This window comes from Neobacillus sp. KR4-4, from assembly GCF_042136325.1.
Taxonomy (GTDB): domain Bacteria; phylum Bacillota; class Bacilli; order Bacillales; family Cytobacillaceae; genus Neobacillus.
Genome location: NZ_JBHHJU010000001.1, coordinates 271,302 through 290,301 on the forward strand (window position 1 = coordinate 271,302; position 19,000 = coordinate 290,301).

A 19,000-nucleotide genomic window follows, 5' to 3' on the forward strand; every position below is an offset into this window, starting at 1 on the left:
ATCCGAACTAAATATTCACTTTTTTCTTATCTGTGGGATGCTAAGATATTAGCATCCACATTTTCACACATTTAGTTAAGCGCTTAGGTAAAATTGTTCTATATATTAAGGAGGAATTCAAATGAGTATGTTACTCAATCAAGAAAGAGTGTCAATGTTAAAGCAGAGAGCGTCTGAAACAAGAAAACTTATCCTTAAAACTGTTCATCATGCTGGAGCGGGTCATGTGGGGGGCCCAATGTCTGCTGTGGAAGTGCTTGTAAGTTTATATTTTGAAGAAATGAATATCAATACTGCAGAGCCTCATTGGGTAGATCGTGATCGTTTTGTTTTATCAAAAGGACATTCAGCTATCGCGCTATATTCTGTGCTTGCACAACGTGGTTATTTCCCAACTGATGAATTAAATACATTTGATGAAATTGACTCTCGCTTGCAAGGACATCCAGATATGAAGATTTTGCCTGGTGTTGACATGTCGACAGGTTCCTTGGGACAGGGAATCTCTGCTGCGGTAGGGATTGCGCTTGGTGGGAAATTGAATAACAAAACTTTCCGCACTTACTGCATGATTGGAGATGGTGAATCACAAGAAGGGCAAGTATGGGAAGCTGCAGATGTGGCATCAAAATATCAGTTAGATAATCTCGTTGTTATCATGGACTATAACAAACTACAGCAGTATGGGTGGGCAGGTACAATAACAGAGCGAGAAAACCCTGCATTATCTCCGGAAAAGCGTTGGGAGGCATTTGGCTGGAATGTAATCAGCGTGGATGGTCATGATGTTGAACAAATAAATAGGGCATTTAAAGAAGCGAAACAGATAAAAGGAAAGCCAACTATTATTATTGCCAATACAATCAAAGGGAAAGGTGTAAGCTTCATGGAAAATAGTTATTCATGGCATGCACGTGTACCAAATGATAAGGAACTAGAAGCAGCAATCACAGAAATCGAAATGGGGGTTTAAAAAGATGACAAACTTAAAAACTGTAGAAAAGGTAGCAATGCGTGATGTGTTTGGAGATACTTTATTAAAATTTTCCTTAGATGATCCGAGGGTTTTTGCGCTGGATGGTGATTTAGCGACATCAACAAAGGTAAATGTTGTTGCAGAAAAAAATGCACCAAAATTTTTACAAATGGGAATAGCAGAACAAAATATGATGAGCGTTGCGGCTGGTCTTGCTACCACTGGTTTACAGCCATGGGCTACTACTTTTGCAGCATTTTTATCTAAACGATCTATTGATCAAATCCAAGTACAGATTGCACAGCCAAATCTAGACGTCAAAATGATTGGTGCCTATAGTGGTCTATTAACTGGCTTAACAGGTAAAACACACCAAGCCTTAGAAGATATTGCGATTTTCCGCAGCCTGGCCAACATGGTAGTACTAGCACCGGCTGATGGTGTGGAAACAAAGAAAATGATGGAATTTGCTAATGATTATTATGGACCTGTGTATATTCGCCTTGCAAGGGATCCACTGCCAGCGGTTTTTTCTGAAGATTACAAGTTTGAACTTGGTAAAGCAGTTAAATTAAGAGAAGGGAAAGACGCGACTATCATTTCAACGGGCACGCAAACAGGCCGCTCTCTTGAAGCGGCGGAAAAACTTGCGGAGGAAGGAATCAATGTAGCTGTTTTGCATATGCCTTCCATTAAACCTCTTGATAAGGAAGCTATTATTAAAGCGGCAGAGGATACGGGTGCTATCGTAACATCAGAAGAACACAGCATCTATGGGGGCCTTGGAAGTGCTGTTGCAGAGGTACTTGTAGAAGAAAGGCCAGTTCCAATGCTTCGAATTGGTGTAAAAGACCGTAATTCAGAGTCTGGTCCGAATGAGGCTCTACTTCAAAAGTATGAAATTTCCGTAAATCATATTGTAGATCGTGTCAAAGAAGTTATAAAGAGGAAATAATATTTTAAATGAAAAAGCACCCTATTTAGTTAAGCGCTTAATAGAAAATATGATAGGAGTAAACTGATGGTAAAAACAATGGATAAGCAAAAATTGTTTATAAATGGCGAATGGGTATCTACTGAAGAAACGTATAAAATTTATAATAAATATTCAGGGGAAGTTTTTTCTGAAGTGTCTTTAGCAAGCCCAGATCTTGTAAATAAAGCTGTAGAATCAGCGGTTTATGCTCATAAAAAGGTATCTTTTTCACCGGAATCTCGTCATGCTGTTTTAATACGTGTTGCAGAACTTCTCAAACAGAACCGAGAAGACTTTGCAAACACTATTGCACAAGAAGGTGGGAAACCAATCACAGACGCATTAGGGGAAGTAAATAGATCGATAGCTACTTTTGAGATGGCTGCTGAGGAAACTAAAAAATTAGTGGGTGAAATTATCCCTAATTACAATGTTCAAGGCCGTTTTCTATATACGATAAAAAAACCAGTGGGTGTTGTTGCGGCAATCACACCGTTTAACTTTCCGTTAAATCTTGTAGTTCATAAAGTAGCACCTGCATTAGCAGCTGGAAATCCAGTAATTATTAAGCCTGCATCAGATACAGCAACTTCAGCTATAAAATTATGTCAGTTATTAGAAAAATCCGGCGTTCCAAAAGGTTATATTCAATGTGTAACTGGTGGTGGAAGTACCGTGGGTGAACAGCTTTTAAACGATGAACGAATTGCCCATTACACTTTTACAGGTTCACCTGGAGTCGGAAAACATATTCAAAAAACAATCGGATTACGTAAGGCAACATTAGAGCTAGGGTCTAACTCAGCCACTATCGTTCATGGTGACGCGGAAGTTGAAAAAGCAGCAGAGAGATTAGCAAAGATGGCATTTGCTAATGCCGGGCAAATTTGTATATCGGTTCAGCGCATTTTAGTTCAGAAATCGGTAAAGGACCAATTTATGGAGGCATTTTTACAATATGTTTCAGAACTTAGAGTGGGTGACCCGCTAGATCCTGAAACGAATGTCGGACCAATGATCAGTGAAAAAGAAGCAATCCGTATTGAAGAATGGGTAAATGAGGCACAACAAAATGGTGCATCTATTTTAACAGGTGGCAAGCGTATTGGTAATATTTATTATCCAACCGTATTAACAGATGTGAAAAAAGGCATGAAGGTGTTAGACGAGGAAGTATTTGCACCTGTTGTTTCAGTACTGTTCTATGACTCCCTTGAAGACGCGATAGAACTAGTAAATGATTCGAAATATGGACTGCAAGCAGGAATTTATACTAAAGATCTAAATTTATCCTATAAAATTCCTCATTTACTTGAAGTTGGAGGAGTTATCATTAATGATACTTGCTGTTTCCGTACTGACCAAATGCCATATGGTGGTGTTAAAGAAAGTGGAAATGGTAAAGAAGGACCTGCATACGCTATCCAGGAGCTTCTTGAAACGGTGACAGTGGTGGTAAACGTAGAAGGGTAAAGTTTGGCTTACGGAACTCGTAAAAGGGAAAATTAAAAATTTACTATTCGGTTTTATCAGTGAGATTCATTGTATTTCTACAATGAATCTTTCTGTATATAACTGTTTTCGTAAAGCGTTTAACTTTTATGATGTATTGTGTTCAAAAACTGCTATACTAAATAGTAGAAGATGAATTTTTTGAAATGAGGAAAGATTATGCAACAACCAACGATTTATGATGTAGCCAAAAAAGCCGGTGTTTCAATTGCCACTGTTTCTGGCGTTATTAATAATAACGGGAAATACAGTGAGAAAACGAAGAAAAAGGTATTGGATGTAATGAAGGAATTGAAATATTATCCAAGTTCCGTTGCATCCTCACTTTCCGTTAAACGTACCCAATCAATTGGTTTAATTATTCCGGATATTTCGAGCCCATTTTATGCTGAGTTTGCAAGGAGTGTTGAAGACTGGGCGGATGAGAAAGGGTACAACATTATTATTTGTAGCACAGATTATAATGAGAAAAAGGAAAAAAAATACGTGTCTCTATTGCTCCGAAGACGAGTGGATGGAATTATTATAACTTCTGGTTTTAATAATGTAAATTTAATAAAAGATTTAATGGAGCAAAAAATACCTGTAGTTTTGGTTGCTTATAATATAGATTCATTACAACTTAATACAGTTTCAGTAGATGATTATAGAGGTGGATATCAAGCAACCGCTTACCTAGCTGAACAAGGTCATAAGCGTATTGCAATTATTACAGAAACGGTTCAAAGCAGTGCAGAACGAATTCGTGGATATCAAAATGCATTAAATGATTATCACTTAGTATACGATGAAAAGCTTAAGACAGAGTCAAGGGCTACATTTGAAGAGGGTGAAAGACAAGCAGAAAAACTTCTTGATTTAGAACAACCTCCAACAGCTATTTTTGCTTTTAATGACATCTTAGCGATTGGGGCCATGCGGGCAGTGCATAAGAGGGGGCTAACCATTCCCGATGATATATCAATTATAGGGTTTGATAATTCAGTTTTGGCAACTATATGTAGCCCAACTTTAACTACAATGTCACAACCTCTCAATGACATGGGGAAAGAGACTATAGAGTCACTACTCTCAGAAATTGAAGGAACGGTAACAAGGAAACAACGGAAATTATTATTACCTGAACTGGTTGAAAGAAAGTCAACAGGGCGAGTGAATATAAACATAAATTAAGGAAAATAAGAAATTAAGTGAACCCAATTTTTGGCTTCCATGTAATACTAATTTAACAGTAAAAATTCTATATATAATGTTAACTAAAAAGTGGGGAAAAAAATGAAAGTTACTATATATGACGTTGCAAAAAAGGCGGGTGTTTCAATTGCAACGGTTTCTAAAGTTATTAATAATACAGGGAATATCAGTGAAAAGACAAGAAAAAAAGTCTTAGGTGTGACAAAGAAGTTAGATTTTCATCCAAATGTAATGGCATCTGCGTTGACGGGAAAAAAAACAAAAACAATTGGATTGTTAATTCCAGATTTGGCTAACCCCTTTTTTTCTGAATTAGCACGAAATATTGAAGATAGTGCGAACAATTGGGGATATAATCTAATTATGTGTAGTACAGATTATTCGTCTGAAAAAGAAAATAAGTATTTATCACTTTTAAAACAAAAAAGTGTTGATGGTTTTATTCTTGCGTCCGGATTTGAGGATCTAACAAAGGTACAAGAATTAATAGAAGAGAATATTCCTGTATCAATTATTGCACGTGATTCTCCAATGATTCCTATTAATACAGTAGCAATAGACGACTATATGGGAGGATATCAAGCTACGTCATATTTAATTAGCTTAGGTCATGAAAATATAGGAATAATCGCTCTTGACGTATGGAGTAATAGAGAGAGAGTAAGAGGGTATAAACAAGCTCTAGAAGATCACGGGATAAAGGTACCAGGGAATGTTGAATATGCAAAGGAGATAAGTATAGTTTGGGGGAAAAAAATTACACAAAACTATTTGAATAATGCTAATCCCCCAACAGCTATTTTTACTTGCAATGACTTATTGGGGATAGGAGCGATTCATGCTGCTAGGGAATATGGTATTTCCGTTCCTGAACAATTATCTGTCGTCGGTTTTGACGATACGATGCTTGCAACATTAATTGCTCCTACGTTAACTACCATGGCTCAACCTATACAGATTATGGGGAAAGAAATTATGGAATTAATGGTAGGTATGATTGAAAGAAATGAGACAATAAAACGGGTTACATTAATGCCTGAACTAGTGAAGAGAGAATCAACTGCAAAAGTGGTGAAGAAAGTAAGTTCCTAAACTATTTCATTTTTGTTCTTGAAAAACATGTTGATTTTCTGAAAATTTTGAAATATAATAAACTCAAAAAGTGAAGCGCTTAATAATGACAATAAATTCAAAACTGTAAAATTGCATATTTTAACTTTAAACAGTTTAGGTTATCAGATGATCTTAATATATATTGAGGATTTATATTAAGATTATTTTTTTATTAATAGGTGAAGCGCTTAATCAAATAGCGTGAATTATCTATGATACTAATAATCTAACCTCTTATGTTATTTAATGAAAAAGTGAATTTCGTTATTTAGTGAGAATTGTAATTTTATTTTTTGTCATTTATTAAAACGCTTTCTTTTTTGAGGGAGGAGGTGACAGCAAAAAGAATATCGCACTTTTAACAATACTAGGATTTTGCTTATTACTTACAAGGGGGATGGCTATGAAAAAGCTTACAGCTGCTTTAATAATTCTCACAGTGATAGTACTTTCACTTGCCGGATGTGGTAACAAAGATAATACAGTACAAACAAGCACTAGTTCTAAAACTAGCGATAATGGGAAAAAGAAAGTGTATGTTGTATTAAAAAGTCTGGATTCTGAATATTTTAAATTTATCGAAGCGGGTGCGAATGCTGCGTTTAAAGATTTTAATGTAGATGGTACCGTTATTGCACCCAATGATCAAACAAAATATATGGAACAAATCAACATGCTTGAGGATTTGCTAAATCAAAATCCTGCCGGTTTAGTTTTAACTCCGAGTCAACCCAAAACCGTCATCCCTATTTTAAAGCAATTTAAGGAAAAGAATATTCCTGTTGCTCTTTTAGACAGTAATGTAGATTCAGAAGATAAAATTACATTTATCGGAAATGACGATGTCAACGCAGGTAGAAAAGCTGGTGAGATATTAGCTTCTAAAATAAAGTCTGGAGACGAAGTAGCGATACTAGAAGGAATTTCAGGAACACCAACAAGCGCTGATAGAGTTAAGGGAGCAAAAGAAGCCTTGGAAAAGGCTGGTTTAAAAGTTGTTGCTTCTCAAGCGGCAGATTGGGACCGGGTAAAAGCGACATCTGTCATGGAGGATATTTTACAGGCGCATCCAGGAATTAAAGGCGTTATTGGTGCAAATGATGAAATGGCACTCGGAGCACTTAAAGCGAGTAAAACAGCAGGGAAAAAAATTGTTTCTGTGGGAATGGATGGTATTACTGAAGCGGTTGACTCCATTAGTCAAGGTAACTTAAGCGCCACTGTTGCTGTCAAAACATATGATATGGGCTATAAAGGCGTAGAAAGTATCGTAAAATCTTTAAGTGGAGAAAAAGTGGAGAAGAAAATTGTTACAGATCTTGATATTGTAACAAAAGAAAACGCAAATGAAAAGTTAGAGGTTCTTAACAAGTTGTTAGGAAAGTAACTTTTTAGTTATTCTTAATAGGCGTAATTTGACATAGGGGGTGTCCTAAAGAACTAGGACATTCTCTTTTTTTTATTTAGAATCTTTTGGGAGAGTGAGTTAGAGGTTGTTGCTACAACTGTTTAAGTTTTCTTATACCTTATCACTTTATACATGATAAGGTATAAGAAAACTATTATAAAATACAAGCTTCACAGTTAATAATTTTTTAGTAATCAAGTTGATTTTCTGAATAGATAGACATATAATAGAAATAGGTAAAGCGCTTAATAAAGTTTTCAATTAAATTGTATTAGGATATAATTAGAATTAGACAAAAGTGCATATTAGACAGAGAAAATAAGATATTATTTTTTTTAACGAAAAAGTGAAGCGCTTAACTAAATTTAACCGAGTGAATACCGAAAGGAAGAAAAGCTTATGAATGGGAATTGTCTAATTGTTCAATCCGGGGGTCCCACAGCTGTTATTAATAATTCATTAATCGGAATCTTAAATGGAGCGATTGATTCATCTTTTAAGGGACAGATTTATGGAGCAGTAGGAGGAATACATGGACTGCTAAATGAATCTTTTGTGAATTTAAGTGACCTGTCTAACGAGGAGCGTCATCGTCTACGTTGGACACCAGGTGCTGCGCTTGGGTCTTGGCGGCATAAGCTCACTATCAACGAGATCGAAAATATATTATATGTTATGAAAAAAAGGGATATTCGGTACTTCTTTTGTATTGGCGGAAATGGTTCCATGAAAGTTGCTCAAATGATTCATGACCAAGCAAAAAAAGTCGGTTATGAATTAATTGTAATTGGTGTCCCTAAGTCAATAGATAATGATTTAATGGGTACCGATCATTCGCCTGGTTTTGGAAGCGCTGCAAAATTTTTAGCCACTTGTATGCTTGATATTAAGATGGACATGAAAAGTTATATGGTAAGTAACCGTATTACAATAATAGAAACAATGGGTCGTCATACTGGTTGGTTAGCAGGAGCTTGTTCATTGGTCGGAGATGTAGGGGGCAATTGTCAAGATTTAATATATATTCCTGAAGTACCGTTTGATGAGAATGACTTTATAAGTAGAATTCAATCTTTAAATCTAGAAAAAAAGAGTGCAGTCGTAGTGGTTTCAGAAGGGATTAAAGATCATCAGGGTAACCTAATTTCAGGAAATGACTTGAACTTTGATATCCTTGGTCGTCCTAAGCTTGGGGGGGTTTCTTCATATTTAAATAATATTATCAAAGAGGAAACAGATATCCATTCACATGTTATTTTACCTAGTACTTGGCAGCGAAGCAGTATGTTATTTGCTGCAAAAACAGATGTATCGGAAGCCTACAAGGTTGGAATAGAAGCCTGGTCTTTTGCAAAGGAAAATTATTCAGGAGTTATGATTGGAATAAGTCGAGAAGATCTAACAGAGTATAAAATTTCTTACAAAGCAGTACCGTTAAGCGTGGTTGGAGGAAAGGAACGCTTTGTACCAATAAGTTGGTATGATCAAGAAAACTGTTCCATGTCCCAAGAATTTATTAACTACGTACGTCCGATTATCCAGGGTGAATTGATTCTTCCTTTGGAGAACGGTCTTCCTATGTATGGCCGTGTCATATAAATAGTTGGTTTTAAGGTGATAAAGACATTGTAATAGTGTTAACAATTTATTTTGATTTAACTACATTGAAAGGATGATCAATTATGTCAGTTTTAGAAAACACATTAGTACTAGGTTCTATTATTTGTGATAAGTGTGGACGCCTCTTGGATACATTTAGTTCAGAGAAAGTTGGATTTTACTATTCTCGTTGTAATGAAAAAAGATGTAATGATGACAAAGGTATTGAACAAGATTCTGAACTTAGAAATTAGTACCCTGAATTTAGCTGAAAAGAAGATGGGAAGGTGAAAATAGTGTCCAATTTAGCAGTTATTTTCGATATGGATGGAGTAATTGTCGATACTGAGCCAGTGTATAGAAGGTACAACCAAGAGATATTTAAGAAACTGGATATTCAGGTAGACGAAATTACACAACGTAGTTATATGGGTGGAACGGCCAAAAGAAAATGGTCAATTTTAAAAGAAAAGTATTCTTTGCCGCAAACTTTAGAAGAGCTTATTGAATTACAACGAACAATATTTTCACAGAAAGAATGGAATTATAAGCAACTGTTTTTTTCGGAGGCATTACCCTTACTAAAGTCTTTAAAAAAACACGGTATTTCTACGGCTTTAGCATCTTCTTCCGAAATGAGAAGAATACAAACAGTAATGGATCAATGTGAATTAAGAGAATATTTTGATGAAATTATTTCAGGTGAGGATTTTGAAAGGGGAAAGCCTGATCCACAGATTTTTCTTCATGCAGCAGAAAAACTGGGTGTATTGGTATCAAATTGTATAGTGATTGAGGATTCTTTTAATGGTCTAACTGCCGCTAAAACAGCCAATATGCAATGTATTGGAGTAAGACATAAACAAATAAATATGGATCTCACACAAGCAGATAGAGTTGTGGATTCATTAGCTGATGTAAACGTTGATGAACTTAGAGAGCTATTTTCCTTAAGGCATGTTTAACTTTAAGAAAGTACGTAAGATTATTTAAAATATAGTTTATTTTTTAATAGGACATTGAAATGGAAAGACTTTTATAGTGCATCACATACAAAATACGAAAAAGGAGATAAGGAAATGTTGTTGAGAACGGCACTAGAATGTCATAAGCGTATAGGTGAATATCGCAAAGATTTATATAAATTAGTAAAAAATAAAGGGCTTACAGACACGAGCACCATCGATCTTAGTCAACAATTAGATAAAGAAATTACGATGTTACAAAAAATAATGCAAGAAGTACGTTCTATTCCGCAGTGAGAGAACAATGCCACACTGATATAAAAAACTACTAGTTTAGAAAACTACTAGTTTTAAAAGCCTTTTAAAAATTATCTATTAAAATTGCTTTGAGCGTCAAGGAAAAAATTAAAAACAATAATTAATAAAGTGCCGTTTTCAATAACTAAATAATAAATTTAATTCAAAAAAGAGCAGATACGACTATTTCACCACACATTCCTTTAGGGAGGTGATACATGCAATCATCGTGATGGAAAAATTCGTTTTCAGCAAAAAAATAAGTTTTGCGATTATGACTTCCAATTCTTATTTCAATATAAAATTTATTACGAAAGAGGTTATGACGTTGGCATTACGGGAACAGTCTCTAGAAATGCATAAGAAAAATAAAGGGAAACTTGGCATCTATTCAAAGGTAGAAGTACGTAACGGGAGAGATTTAAGTCTTGCTTATTCACCTGGTGTTGCAGAGCCTTGTATTGAAATTTATCAAGATGAGGACAAAGTCTATGATTATACGATTAAGGGGAATCTTGTTGCTGTTGTTTCGAATGGTACAGCGGTACTTGGTCTTGGGAATATCGGGCCGAAAGCAGCTATGCCTGTGATGGAAGGGAAAGCGTTACTCTTTAAATCATTCGCAGATGTGGATGCGTTTCCAATCTGTCTTGATACAACAGACACCGATAAAATTGTTGAAATGGTTCAATTATTAGAACCGACTTTTGGTGGAGTTAACTTAGAAGATATTGCTGCCCCTCAATGTTTTGAAATCGAGGATCGCCTGCGGAAATCATGTAATATTCCCGTATTTCATGATGATCAGCACGGTACAGCCATTGTAACAGCTGCAGGACTAATCAACGCCCTTAAGCTGGTGGACAAAAAGATAGAAGATATTCGTGTAGTAGCAAATGGTGCGGGAGCTGCAGGAGTGGCGGTTGTAAAATTGTTACTTAATATGGGTGTAAAAGATGTTATTTTATGTGATACAAAAGGAATTATCTATGAAGGTCGTCCAGTTGGAATGAATTCATTTAAAGATGAAATGGCAAGGATAACTAACAAAGAACATAAAAAAGGAACTTTATCAGATGCACTTGTTGGGGCTGATGTTTTCATTGGCGTATCGGCTGCTGGTGCTGTCACTCAGGAGATGGTTCGTTCCATGAATCAGAACCCCATTATCTTTGCAATGGCAAATCCGGTACCAGAAATTATGCCAATAGATGCAAAAGAGGCAGGAGCGTTTGTTGTAGGAACAGGTCGTTCTGATTTTCCAAATCAGATAAATAACGTTTTAGCCTTCCCTGGGATATTCCGTGGAGCATTGGATGTTCATGCTAAAGAAATCAATGAAGAAATGAAATTAGCGGCAGTTTATGCGATTGCTGAGTTGATTTCTGAGGATGAGCTTAACCCCGACTATGTGATTCCAGATCCTTTCGATCCTCGCGTGGCAGCATATGTTGCAGCGGCAGTTGCGAAAGCTGCTATAGAAACGGGTGTTTCACAACGGTTTGTGAATACTGAAGAAGTAAAAAATCGCCTTCTAGCAAAAACTAGAGATCACATTTTGGTCTAGAACATACTGCATTTCATTCTATTAGTATAATAAAGTTTAGTACTATTTATCTTTCTTAGTAAAAGAAGATTGGAGGAAAAATGATGAAAGTGGCCATTGCATCTGATCATGGTGGTATGTTTATTCGTCAAGAAATTATTTCATTGATGAAAGAAATGAAGATAACATATGTTGAATTAGGTTGTGAAAGTTGCGAATCAGTTGACTATCCAGACTATGCTTTTCCGGTAGCTGAAAAGGTTGCCAAGGGAGAAGTAGACCGTGGTATTTTAATTTGCGGAACCGGCATTGGAATGAGCATTGCGGCCAACAAAGTAAAGGGGGTACGCTGTGCTCTTGTGCATGATACCTTTAGCGCGAAAGCTACGAGAGAACATAACGATACAAACATGTTAGCTATGGGAGAGCGTGTCATTGGTGCGGGATTAGCTCGTGATATTGCAAAAATATGGTTAACAACCCCATTTGAAGGTGGGAGGCACGCAAATCGTGTCAATAAAATAGCAACATATGAAACAACTAATGAATTTAATAATAACGAACTCAATGCAAGGAATGCAGTAACTTTAATAAGTGATATAGTTGCAAGGATGTATTAAAAAATAAGTATATAAAGCTTCAGATTTAAGATTATCAGTTTCCTAAAGAATTATTAAATAAATTGATAATTTATTTACATAAAGATTCTTAAATGGAAAAAGTCACTTTGTATTTTGGATTTTCTAACTTAGGAGGGTTCTTATGGGGTTAACTTCAATGAAGAATATGTTAAATAAGGCATTAGAAGAGCGTTATGCAGTGGGGCAATTTAACATAAATAACTTAGAATGGACACAAGCCATTTTGTCTGCGGCCGAAGAAGAGAAATCACCTATTATTCTTGGTGTTTCGGAAGGAGCAGCTCGATATATGGGGGGCTATAAGGTAGTTACCGCTATGGTAGAAGCTCTGATCGAAGAAATGGGTATTACTGTTCCTGTAGCTATTCATTTGGATCATGGGTCTAGCTTTGTAAAATGTAAAGATGCTATTGATGCTGGATTTACTTCGGTTATGATTGACGCTTCCCATCATCCATTTGAAGAAAATGTGGAAATAACTAGACAGGTTGTTCAATATGCACATGAACGGGGGATATCAGTAGAAGCTGAATTAGGAACGGTTGGCGGACAAGAAGACGATGTAATTGCAGATGGTGTTATTTATGCTGATCCGAAAGAATGTAAGGAGTTAGTTAGACTTACTGGTATTGATTGCCTAGCGCCGGCATTGGGATCTGTTCATGGGCCTTACAAAGGGGTGCCAAATTTAGGTTTTGAGGAAATGGAAGAGATTTGTAAAACTATTGAGTTGCCATTAGTTTTACATGGTGGTACGGGTATCCCGAATGAACAAATCAAAAAATCAATTTCATTAGGAACAGCAAAAATTAATGTAAATACTGAAAATCAATTAGCTTTTACAAAAGCTGTTCGGGCGAAGTTAAATACAGATTCTGATGTATATGATCCACGAAAATTCATTGGCCCAGGCCGTGAAGCGATTAAAGAAACAGTTATAAGTAAAATTCGTGAATTTGGTTCTTCAAACAAAGCATAATATTCTGATGCAAATAATTATTTAAATCACGACCAATAAAATTAATAAAAAGCACATAATATTGTCGAGACTATTGTTAAGTTCAGAAATATAGAAAGTTGGGGTAATGAAAATGATTAAAATAGCTCCTTCCATTTTGTCTGCTAATTTTGCTAGATTAGCAGATGAAATAAAAGAAGTAGAGATAGGTGGAGCTGATTATATTCATGTTGATGTAATGGATGGTCAATTTGTACCTAACATTACTATCGGGCCATTAATTGTAGAAGCAATACGCCCTGTCACCACATTACCTGATCGAAAAGAAGCCATTGAAACCATTAAAAGAGCATTGACATTAGGTGTTTGAAGTCATTTAAAGGAGTATTGAGAATGGAGTTTTTAAGAAAAAAGCATAATCTCGAGCAATACGATGTATATAAGTCTTCATTAATGGAGCAAAGTGAGATAAACACCCTAAAAGAACGTTGTAATAATATTCAAAGTGAAAATTGGAAGGTTTGTAAGGTAGAGGTGGGAAATGTTGTTTTCTATGATGTTGTTACGAACGTGGATTATGCAAGACCGTTTACAAAACAAGAGTGTGAATTTATAGTAAACGCTCAAGAAGTAATTTCCAAGCTTATACAACATATTAACGGTTTACAAAGTTTGCTTGATCCGTTTCAGCAAGCCCAAGAAAATCAAAATGATCGAAAGTTGCTTTTGAAAACATTAAAAGAGCATTGAAATAAAAGGGGAGCAAAAGGGAAAAACATATGCTCCTTTTTTAGTATCCTATAAATTATCATTAAGTAGTAAACTAAACGATGAATAGAAATAACAATGAGGTTGTTATTTATCTATATCTATAAAGCAAGCATCTTGATATTAGAATTTTGTAAGAGAAGTAAACTGGATAAAGGTAATTCAGAATTAGATGAACCAATTGTAAAAGCCTCCGAGATAAAAGTAAAAATTCATGCAGCTGGGATATGTGGAACCGACCTTCATATTATTGCCGGTGAATATCCTGCCAATTATTCAGTGACAATGGTAAATGAATACTCTGGAATTGTTGTTGAAGTTGGGGAGGATGTAAATGATTTTAAAATTGAGATAGAGTAATTTCCTTAACAGCAGCAAAAAGCTGTGGAAAGTGAAATTACTATTATGAAGGATTAATAATGCTTTGTGAAGAAAGGAAGTCAATTGGCTCAGGTGTGAATGGGGCGTTCTCGGAATATATGGTCATTCCAACTGATTTAGCATTCCACATTCCAGATAATGTAACAATGGATGAAGCAGCGTTTTGTGAACCTTTAGCTTGTATGGTCCGATGTTTAGTAGAACGTGGTAGTGTCTTAGCAGGAGACTTTGTATTAGTGTCCGGTCCAGGTGCAATTGGACTACTTCCAATGCAAGTTGCAATAGCTTCTGGCGGAAATGTCATCGTGATAGGAACTTCGGTGGATCGTGAACGATTACAATTAGCAAAAGAATTGGGTGCAAACGACACTATTTTTATAGACGAAGAACCCGTAGAAGAGAGAGTAAACCAGATAACAAAGGGAAAGGGGTTTGATGTTGCATTTGAATGCGCTGGAATTGAGTAATCCTCACGAACCTGTTTGAAATTATTAAAGAAAACAGGATTGTACGTTCAAGTGGAATTATATGAAAAAAAATAAAATTTAATCCGCATTTAAAGTTTTATTAGAACCGAATTCAGGTAGAAGTTTATCATAATAAAAGATTTTTGTAAGGCTAATCCCGAGCATTCTATTAACCAAGCATAGACAATTTATCTCATGTGGACCTATTTTATATTCTTTCTATCCTATTTTTTTAGATAAATGTAAAAAAGTTTAAAAGAGGACTACAGTGCGGTCCTTTTACATGTTCCGGAAATCTTTTCACATTAAGATCAATTGCACTAAAGGCCAAATTATCACAGTTTGTTAGAGTATATACATTTATATGAAGACATGATTTCCTCTAATTGGATTTCAGGGAATAAGTAAAATTTATTTTTGTGTTGTATTAAAGATTATTTATGTAATACTTTACTTGAATGAAAGATTAAAAATGGCAGCTACTTGGACAAGGAGTGCTTATATTGGATTTAAATAAATATCTAACCGGAAAAACTTCTTTGAATGATTATGTTCATCGTTTAAACCAAAATGGCGCTTCTTTTCAAATTCATTATTGGGGAGTCATGCCAAAGCATTATGACAATCAATTACATAAACATTCTTTTTTCGAAGTTTGTTATGTAGTGGAGGGGGAAGGAACTTACCTAGATGATCAAAATACCTTTACTCTTCAAGAGAATACACTTTTTTTATCGAGACCTGAAATTTTGCACCAAATAAAAAGCGAGAAGGGGCTGTCTCTCTTATACGTTGCCTTTGACCTTCTCGAATCAGAGTCGAATGAAAGCTGGATCAGAATCATGGAAACTGCCAAAAAATGCACCGAAGTTATTTTACATAATAAAGATGAAATGGAAACAGCATTATTATGGAAATCACTGCTTATCCAGGCAACAAAGCGGCAAAATGAGTTTTTTGAAGAAATGCTTTCAAATATTGCCTATTCTCTTATTCTCTCAATATTGCAAGATTTTGTTCCTGCTTTGAATAAGAGTAATCATAAACATGATCCCGAACAGCATTCCGTCCTCCTTACTCAGGCGCAGTTATATATTAATGACAATTTATCAAATTCCTTGAAACTTACGGAAGTAGCCAAACATTTACACATATCTGGAAGACATTTGTCTCGGGTTTTTGTATCTGAATTAGGAGTAAGTTTTTCAAAGTACGTTCAAGACGAACGAATAAAAAAGGCAATGATTTTACTCAAAACATCGAATTTATCGTTAAAAGAAATTGCTGAGGAAACGGGTTTTATGAATGTTCAGTATTTTACCCGTGTTTTTACTTCCATGATGCAAATATCACCAGGAAAGTTTCGCTCTCTGTTTGTAGACCAAAATACAACCACATATTCGCATAGCTGACATCTCCATAACTATATTGGGGGTGTTTTTTTACGCTTAAAATTTAATTATTTAAAGAAAGATGTCCTTAAAGTATAAAAACATGTCTCTATAATTTAATTACTATTCTGAATTCTTTTTATATAATTAGCTATGTAAACAAGGTCATGACAAGTTCATAGAAGGTGATTCATTGGAAAATACAGACATGGAAAAATGAAAGCGAATTCTCCAAAAACAAGTTAATTTGTAAGATGTCCTTAAATGTAAAATCCAAACACTTGTATGTAATAAAGGATTTATGAATACACAGCAAATCAGACAAGGAGGAAAGATTTCTATGAAATTATCATATGTAACAGATAGCTTAGGCCACTTGCCGTTTGAAAAAATGTTGGATACGGTGGCTGAAATGGGGATTGATACTATTGAAATGACAACAGGAGGTTGGTCACCGGCTCCACATTTGCGTTTAAATGAATTGCTGGAAAGTGAAGCAAAAAGAAGTGAATTTCTAGGTGAATTAGAAAAGCGGAATATTAAGCTTTGTGCACTGAATTGTTCCGGGAATCCTTTAGATCCAGGTGAACTCGGTAAAGAGCACAGAGAAGTAACAGAAAAAACAATGGAATTAGCCGGTTTACTTGGTGTGAAGAAGGTCATTATGATGAGTGGTCTGCCGGCAGGAAGCCCGGAGGATAAGATCCCGAACTGGATTACATATACAGTAAGCTGGCCCCCAGTATTAAAAGATATTTTGGATTATCAATGGAATGAGGTAGCGATCCCATATTGGAGAGAGTTAGTGAAAAAGGCGGAAGCATGCGGTGTTGAAAAAATTGCCCTTGAAAATTTCAGTTCGATGTTAGTTTATAATCCGGAAACATTATTTAGATTACGAAATGCAGTTGGACCTATGGTTGGTTTGAATTTAGACCCTAGCCATTTAATCTGGATGGGTGCTGATCCCATTTTGTCAGCTAGAGAACTAGGAGCAGCGATTCATCATGTTCATGGTAAAGATGTAAGAATTGAAAGACATTTATCAGCTGTTAATGGTGTATTGGAAACAAAAGAGGTGACAGATACAGCCAATAGAGCATGGAATTATGTGGCTGTCGGCTGCGGTCAAGATTTGCAATGGTGGAAAGAATTCTTCTCTGTTGTACGCATGATGGGTTATAACGGTGAAGTTTCCCTAGAAATGGAAGATCTGACAATGTCCGTTGAGGCAGGAATAAGAACTTCGATAGATGCGTTAAAACAAACCCTTAGCTTTTAATTTTACAGAAATTTATGAAAAATACTGAAAATTATTCAATTGAGAGGAGTTTTTACGATGTTAAATGGAGAGAAAAAGATTGTAAAACAAACCCTTAGCTTTTAATTTTACAGAAATTTATGAAAAATACTGAAAATTATTCAATTGAGAGGAGTTTTTACGATGTTAAATGGAGAGAAAAAGATTGTAAGACCACTACGTTGGGCTATGATTGGAGGCGGGCGAACTGGCCAGGTTGGTTATAAACACCGCATTGGTGCACTAAGAGATAATACAGCTTATCAATTGGTAGCGGGTGCATTTGATATTGATGCAGAAAGAGGAAAAGACTTTGGTGTTAATCTTGGTGTCGATGAGAATCGCTGCTATCCTGATTATATAAAAATGTTTGCAGAAGAAGCGGAACGAGAAGATGGTATCGAGGTTGTCTCCATTGCCACTCCTAACGGAACACATTATGAAATTACGAAAGCAGCATTGGAAGCCGGATTGCATGTTATTTGTGAAAAACCATTGTTCTTTACTGTAGCAGAGGGTGAGGAGATTAAAGCTCTGGCAGAAAAACAAGGGAAAATTGTAGGAGTAACGTATGGTTTTTCCGGGAATCAGTTGCTGCTTCAAATGCGGGCTATGATTGAACAAGGCAAGATCGGTGATATTCGTGTGGTTGATTTACAGTACACTCATGGTTTTAGTGCAACCGAGCAAGGTGATAAAACAAATGCTGCCCAAAAATGGCGTGTAGATCCTAAGGTTGCTGGTCCAAGTTTTGTTTTGGGAGATCTTTCAACCCATACTTACTATATGTCTGAGCTGATTATGCCAAACATGAAAATTAATAAATTATTATGTGACCGACAAAGTTTTGTGGGATCCCGTGCTCCTTTAGAGGACAATGCTTTTGTTCTGATGCAATATGAAAACGGAGCAGTAGGAAGACTATGGACATCTTCTATTAATGCAGGCTGTATGGACGGTCACAGAATTCGCATTGTCGGATCTAAAGCAAGCCTAGAATGGTGGGATAGCAAACCAAATGAACTAAGATACGAAGTGCAGGGAGAACCTATTCAAACTTTAATTCGTGCAATGCCATACCTGGATGAAACATGTAATGCTGATGAGCGTTTGGGAGCATTGCATCAAGAAGGTTTAACCGAATCTTGGGCAAATATATATCTGAAATTTGCCATTGCCATTGATGCAAAAAATCGTGGTGATGAGGAAACATTGAAAAATCTGGTATACCCTGATATTAATGCTGGTATTGAAGGTATTCGCTGGATTGAAAACTGCGTTCGCTCCGCAGACAATGGATCCGTTTGGGTAGAATATGAGAGCAAAAAACCACAGCTAGTGTAAAAAAAGATAGTATAAAAGCCGGGGGGCAATTACCGTAGTTTGCTCCCTGGATAGATTAAATATGATTAAATATATTTTTTATCTTATTGAGTTAAATGAAAGCGTTTTAAATTAATCCCTAATTAGCAAAGATCTTTATGGGAGTCTATTATTCTAATCTGACT

The 19,000-nt window shown here is 35.8% G+C and carries 19 protein-coding genes and 1 pseudogene; all 20 read left to right on the plus strand.

Annotated elements, in window-relative coordinates; genetic code table 11:
* The first annotated feature begins 121 nt into the window (after positions 1 to 121).
* The 20 genes and pseudogenes from ACE198_RS01270 (at position 122) to ACE198_RS01365 (ending at position 18,836) form a co-directional block, all read left to right on the plus strand.
* On the plus strand, positions 122 to 973 hold the full coding sequence (locus ACE198_RS01270; RefSeq protein ID WP_375374420.1) for a transketolase: 852 nt from the start codon (positions 122 to 124) through the stop codon (positions 971 to 973).
* Positions 974 to 977: 4 nt separating this feature from the next.
* Positions 978 to 1,931: a transketolase family protein gene (locus tag ACE198_RS01275; protein ID WP_375374421.1), complete on the plus strand. Its 954-nt coding sequence runs from the start codon at positions 978 to 980 to the stop codon at positions 1,929 to 1,931.
* A gap of 66 nt (positions 1,932 to 1,997) precedes the next feature.
* Positions 1,998 to 3,425 (plus strand): aldehyde dehydrogenase family protein, encoded by a 1,428-nt coding sequence (locus tag ACE198_RS01280; protein ID WP_375374422.1) that lies wholly within the window; start codon positions 1,998 to 2,000, stop codon positions 3,423 to 3,425.
* A 198-nt stretch (positions 3,426 to 3,623) separates the two neighbouring features.
* On the plus strand, positions 3,624 to 4,637 hold the full coding sequence (locus ACE198_RS01285; RefSeq protein ID WP_375374423.1) for a LacI family DNA-binding transcriptional regulator: 1,014 nt from the start codon (positions 3,624 to 3,626) through the stop codon (positions 4,635 to 4,637).
* A 102-nt stretch (positions 4,638 to 4,739) separates the two neighbouring features.
* Positions 4,740 to 5,750 carry a LacI family DNA-binding transcriptional regulator gene (locus tag ACE198_RS01290; RefSeq protein WP_375374424.1) on the plus strand — a complete coding sequence of 337 codons (1,011 nt, stop codon included), beginning with the start codon at positions 4,740 to 4,742 and terminating at the stop codon, positions 5,748 to 5,750.
* Between the two features lie 424 nt (positions 5,751 to 6,174).
* On the plus strand, positions 6,175 to 7,158 hold the full coding sequence (locus ACE198_RS01295) for a sugar ABC transporter substrate-binding protein (RefSeq protein ID WP_375374425.1): 984 nt from the start codon (positions 6,175 to 6,177) through the stop codon (positions 7,156 to 7,158).
* A gap of 420 nt (positions 7,159 to 7,578) precedes the next feature.
* Positions 7,579 to 8,778, plus strand: a complete 1,200-nt coding sequence (locus ACE198_RS01300; RefSeq protein WP_375374426.1) for a diphosphate--fructose-6-phosphate 1-phosphotransferase — start codon at positions 7,579 to 7,581, stop codon at positions 8,776 to 8,778.
* Between the two features lie 83 nt (positions 8,779 to 8,861).
* On the plus strand, positions 8,862 to 9,032 hold the full coding sequence (locus ACE198_RS01305) for a GapA-binding peptide SR1P (protein WP_375374427.1): 171 nt from the start codon (positions 8,862 to 8,864) through the stop codon (positions 9,030 to 9,032).
* A gap of 42 nt (positions 9,033 to 9,074) precedes the next feature.
* Positions 9,075 to 9,743, plus strand: a complete 669-nt coding sequence (locus tag ACE198_RS01310; protein WP_375374428.1) for an HAD family hydrolase — start codon at positions 9,075 to 9,077, stop codon at positions 9,741 to 9,743.
* 114 nt (positions 9,744 to 9,857) lie between these two features.
* Complete coding sequence (locus ACE198_RS01315) at positions 9,858 to 10,040, plus strand: aspartyl-phosphate phosphatase Spo0E family protein (protein ID WP_375374429.1); 183 nt, start codon at positions 9,858 to 9,860, stop codon at positions 10,038 to 10,040.
* A 355-nt stretch (positions 10,041 to 10,395) separates the two neighbouring features.
* Positions 10,396 to 11,607 carry an NADP-dependent malic enzyme gene (gene ystJ / locus ACE198_RS01320; RefSeq protein ID WP_375374488.1) on the plus strand — a complete coding sequence of 404 codons (1,212 nt, stop codon included), beginning with the start codon at positions 10,396 to 10,398 and terminating at the stop codon, positions 11,605 to 11,607.
* A gap of 83 nt (positions 11,608 to 11,690) precedes the next feature.
* Positions 11,691 to 12,206 carry a ribose 5-phosphate isomerase B gene (rpiB, locus tag ACE198_RS01325; RefSeq protein WP_375374430.1) on the plus strand — a complete coding sequence of 172 codons (516 nt, stop codon included), beginning with the start codon at positions 11,691 to 11,693 and terminating at the stop codon, positions 12,204 to 12,206.
* Between the two features lie 142 nt (positions 12,207 to 12,348).
* Entirely contained in the window at positions 12,349 to 13,206 is an 858-nt protein-coding gene (locus tag ACE198_RS01330; protein WP_375374431.1) for a class II fructose-bisphosphate aldolase, read from the plus strand.
* 112 nt (positions 13,207 to 13,318) lie between these two features.
* Positions 13,319 to 13,501, plus strand: a pseudogene (locus ACE198_RS01335) (ribulose-phosphate 3-epimerase); the annotation flags it as partial.
* A gap of 77 nt (positions 13,502 to 13,578) precedes the next feature.
* Positions 13,579 to 13,935, plus strand: a complete 357-nt coding sequence (locus ACE198_RS01340) for a hypothetical protein (protein WP_375374432.1) — start codon at positions 13,579 to 13,581, stop codon at positions 13,933 to 13,935.
* A gap of 102 nt (positions 13,936 to 14,037) precedes the next feature.
* Positions 14,038 to 14,313 carry an alcohol dehydrogenase catalytic domain-containing protein gene (locus tag ACE198_RS01345; RefSeq protein ID WP_375374433.1) on the plus strand — a complete coding sequence of 92 codons (276 nt, stop codon included), beginning with the start codon at positions 14,038 to 14,040 and terminating at the stop codon, positions 14,311 to 14,313.
* A gap of 59 nt (positions 14,314 to 14,372) precedes the next feature.
* The gene (locus ACE198_RS01350; protein ID WP_375374434.1) at positions 14,373 to 14,801 is read left to right on the plus strand and encodes a zinc-binding dehydrogenase; all 429 of its coding nucleotides are present in this window, start codon (positions 14,373 to 14,375) and stop codon (positions 14,799 to 14,801) included.
* Positions 14,802 to 15,304: 503 nt separating this feature from the next.
* Positions 15,305 to 16,213: an AraC family transcriptional regulator gene (locus tag ACE198_RS01355; protein ID WP_375374435.1), complete on the plus strand. Its 909-nt coding sequence runs from the start codon at positions 15,305 to 15,307 to the stop codon at positions 16,211 to 16,213.
* 319 nt (positions 16,214 to 16,532) lie between these two features.
* Complete coding sequence (locus ACE198_RS01360) at positions 16,533 to 17,474, plus strand: sugar phosphate isomerase/epimerase family protein (protein ID WP_375374436.1); 942 nt, start codon at positions 16,533 to 16,535, stop codon at positions 17,472 to 17,474.
* Between the two features lie 162 nt (positions 17,475 to 17,636).
* Positions 17,637 to 18,836: a Gfo/Idh/MocA family protein gene (locus ACE198_RS01365; protein ID WP_375374437.1), complete on the plus strand. Its 1,200-nt coding sequence runs from the start codon at positions 17,637 to 17,639 to the stop codon at positions 18,834 to 18,836.
* Positions 18,837 to 19,000 lie beyond the last annotated feature (164 nt).

Excerpts from the sequence above, each read along its gene's own strand:
- ACE198_RS01270 (WP_375374420.1), top strand. The coding sequence starts at position 122 with ATGAGTATGTTACTCAATCAAGAAAGAGTGTCAATGTTAAAGCAGAGA.
- ACE198_RS01275 (WP_375374421.1), top strand. The coding sequence starts at position 978 with ATGACAAACTTAAAAACTGTAGAAAAGGTAGCAATGCGTGATGTGTTT.
- ACE198_RS01280 (WP_375374422.1), top strand. The coding sequence starts at position 1,998 with ATGGTAAAAACAATGGATAAGCAAAAATTGTTTATAAATGGCGAATGG.
- ACE198_RS01285 (WP_375374423.1), top strand. The coding sequence starts at position 3,624 with ATGCAACAACCAACGATTTATGATGTAGCCAAAAAAGCCGGTGTTTCA.
- ACE198_RS01290 (WP_375374424.1), top strand. The coding sequence starts at position 4,740 with ATGAAAGTTACTATATATGACGTTGCAAAAAAGGCGGGTGTTTCAATT.
- ACE198_RS01295 (WP_375374425.1), top strand. The coding sequence starts at position 6,175 with ATGAAAAAGCTTACAGCTGCTTTAATAATTCTCACAGTGATAGTACTT.
- ACE198_RS01300 (WP_375374426.1), top strand. The coding sequence starts at position 7,579 with ATGAATGGGAATTGTCTAATTGTTCAATCCGGGGGTCCCACAGCTGTT.
- ACE198_RS01305 (WP_375374427.1), top strand. The coding sequence starts at position 8,862 with ATGTCAGTTTTAGAAAACACATTAGTACTAGGTTCTATTATTTGTGAT.
- ACE198_RS01315 (WP_375374429.1), top strand. The coding sequence starts at position 9,858 with ATGTTGTTGAGAACGGCACTAGAATGTCATAAGCGTATAGGTGAATAT.
- ystJ (WP_375374488.1), top strand. The coding sequence starts at position 10,396 with ATGCATAAGAAAAATAAAGGGAAACTTGGCATCTATTCAAAGGTAGAA.
- rpiB (WP_375374430.1), top strand. The coding sequence starts at position 11,691 with ATGAAAGTGGCCATTGCATCTGATCATGGTGGTATGTTTATTCGTCAA.
- ACE198_RS01330 (WP_375374431.1), top strand. The coding sequence starts at position 12,349 with ATGGGGTTAACTTCAATGAAGAATATGTTAAATAAGGCATTAGAAGAG.
- ACE198_RS01340 (WP_375374432.1), top strand. The coding sequence starts at position 13,579 with ATGGAGTTTTTAAGAAAAAAGCATAATCTCGAGCAATACGATGTATAT.
- ACE198_RS01350 (WP_375374434.1), top strand. The coding sequence starts at position 14,373 with ATGCTTTGTGAAGAAAGGAAGTCAATTGGCTCAGGTGTGAATGGGGCG.
- ACE198_RS01360 (WP_375374436.1), top strand. The coding sequence starts at position 16,533 with ATGAAATTATCATATGTAACAGATAGCTTAGGCCACTTGCCGTTTGAA.
- ACE198_RS01365 (WP_375374437.1), top strand. The coding sequence starts at position 17,637 with ATGTTAAATGGAGAGAAAAAGATTGTAAGACCACTACGTTGGGCTATG.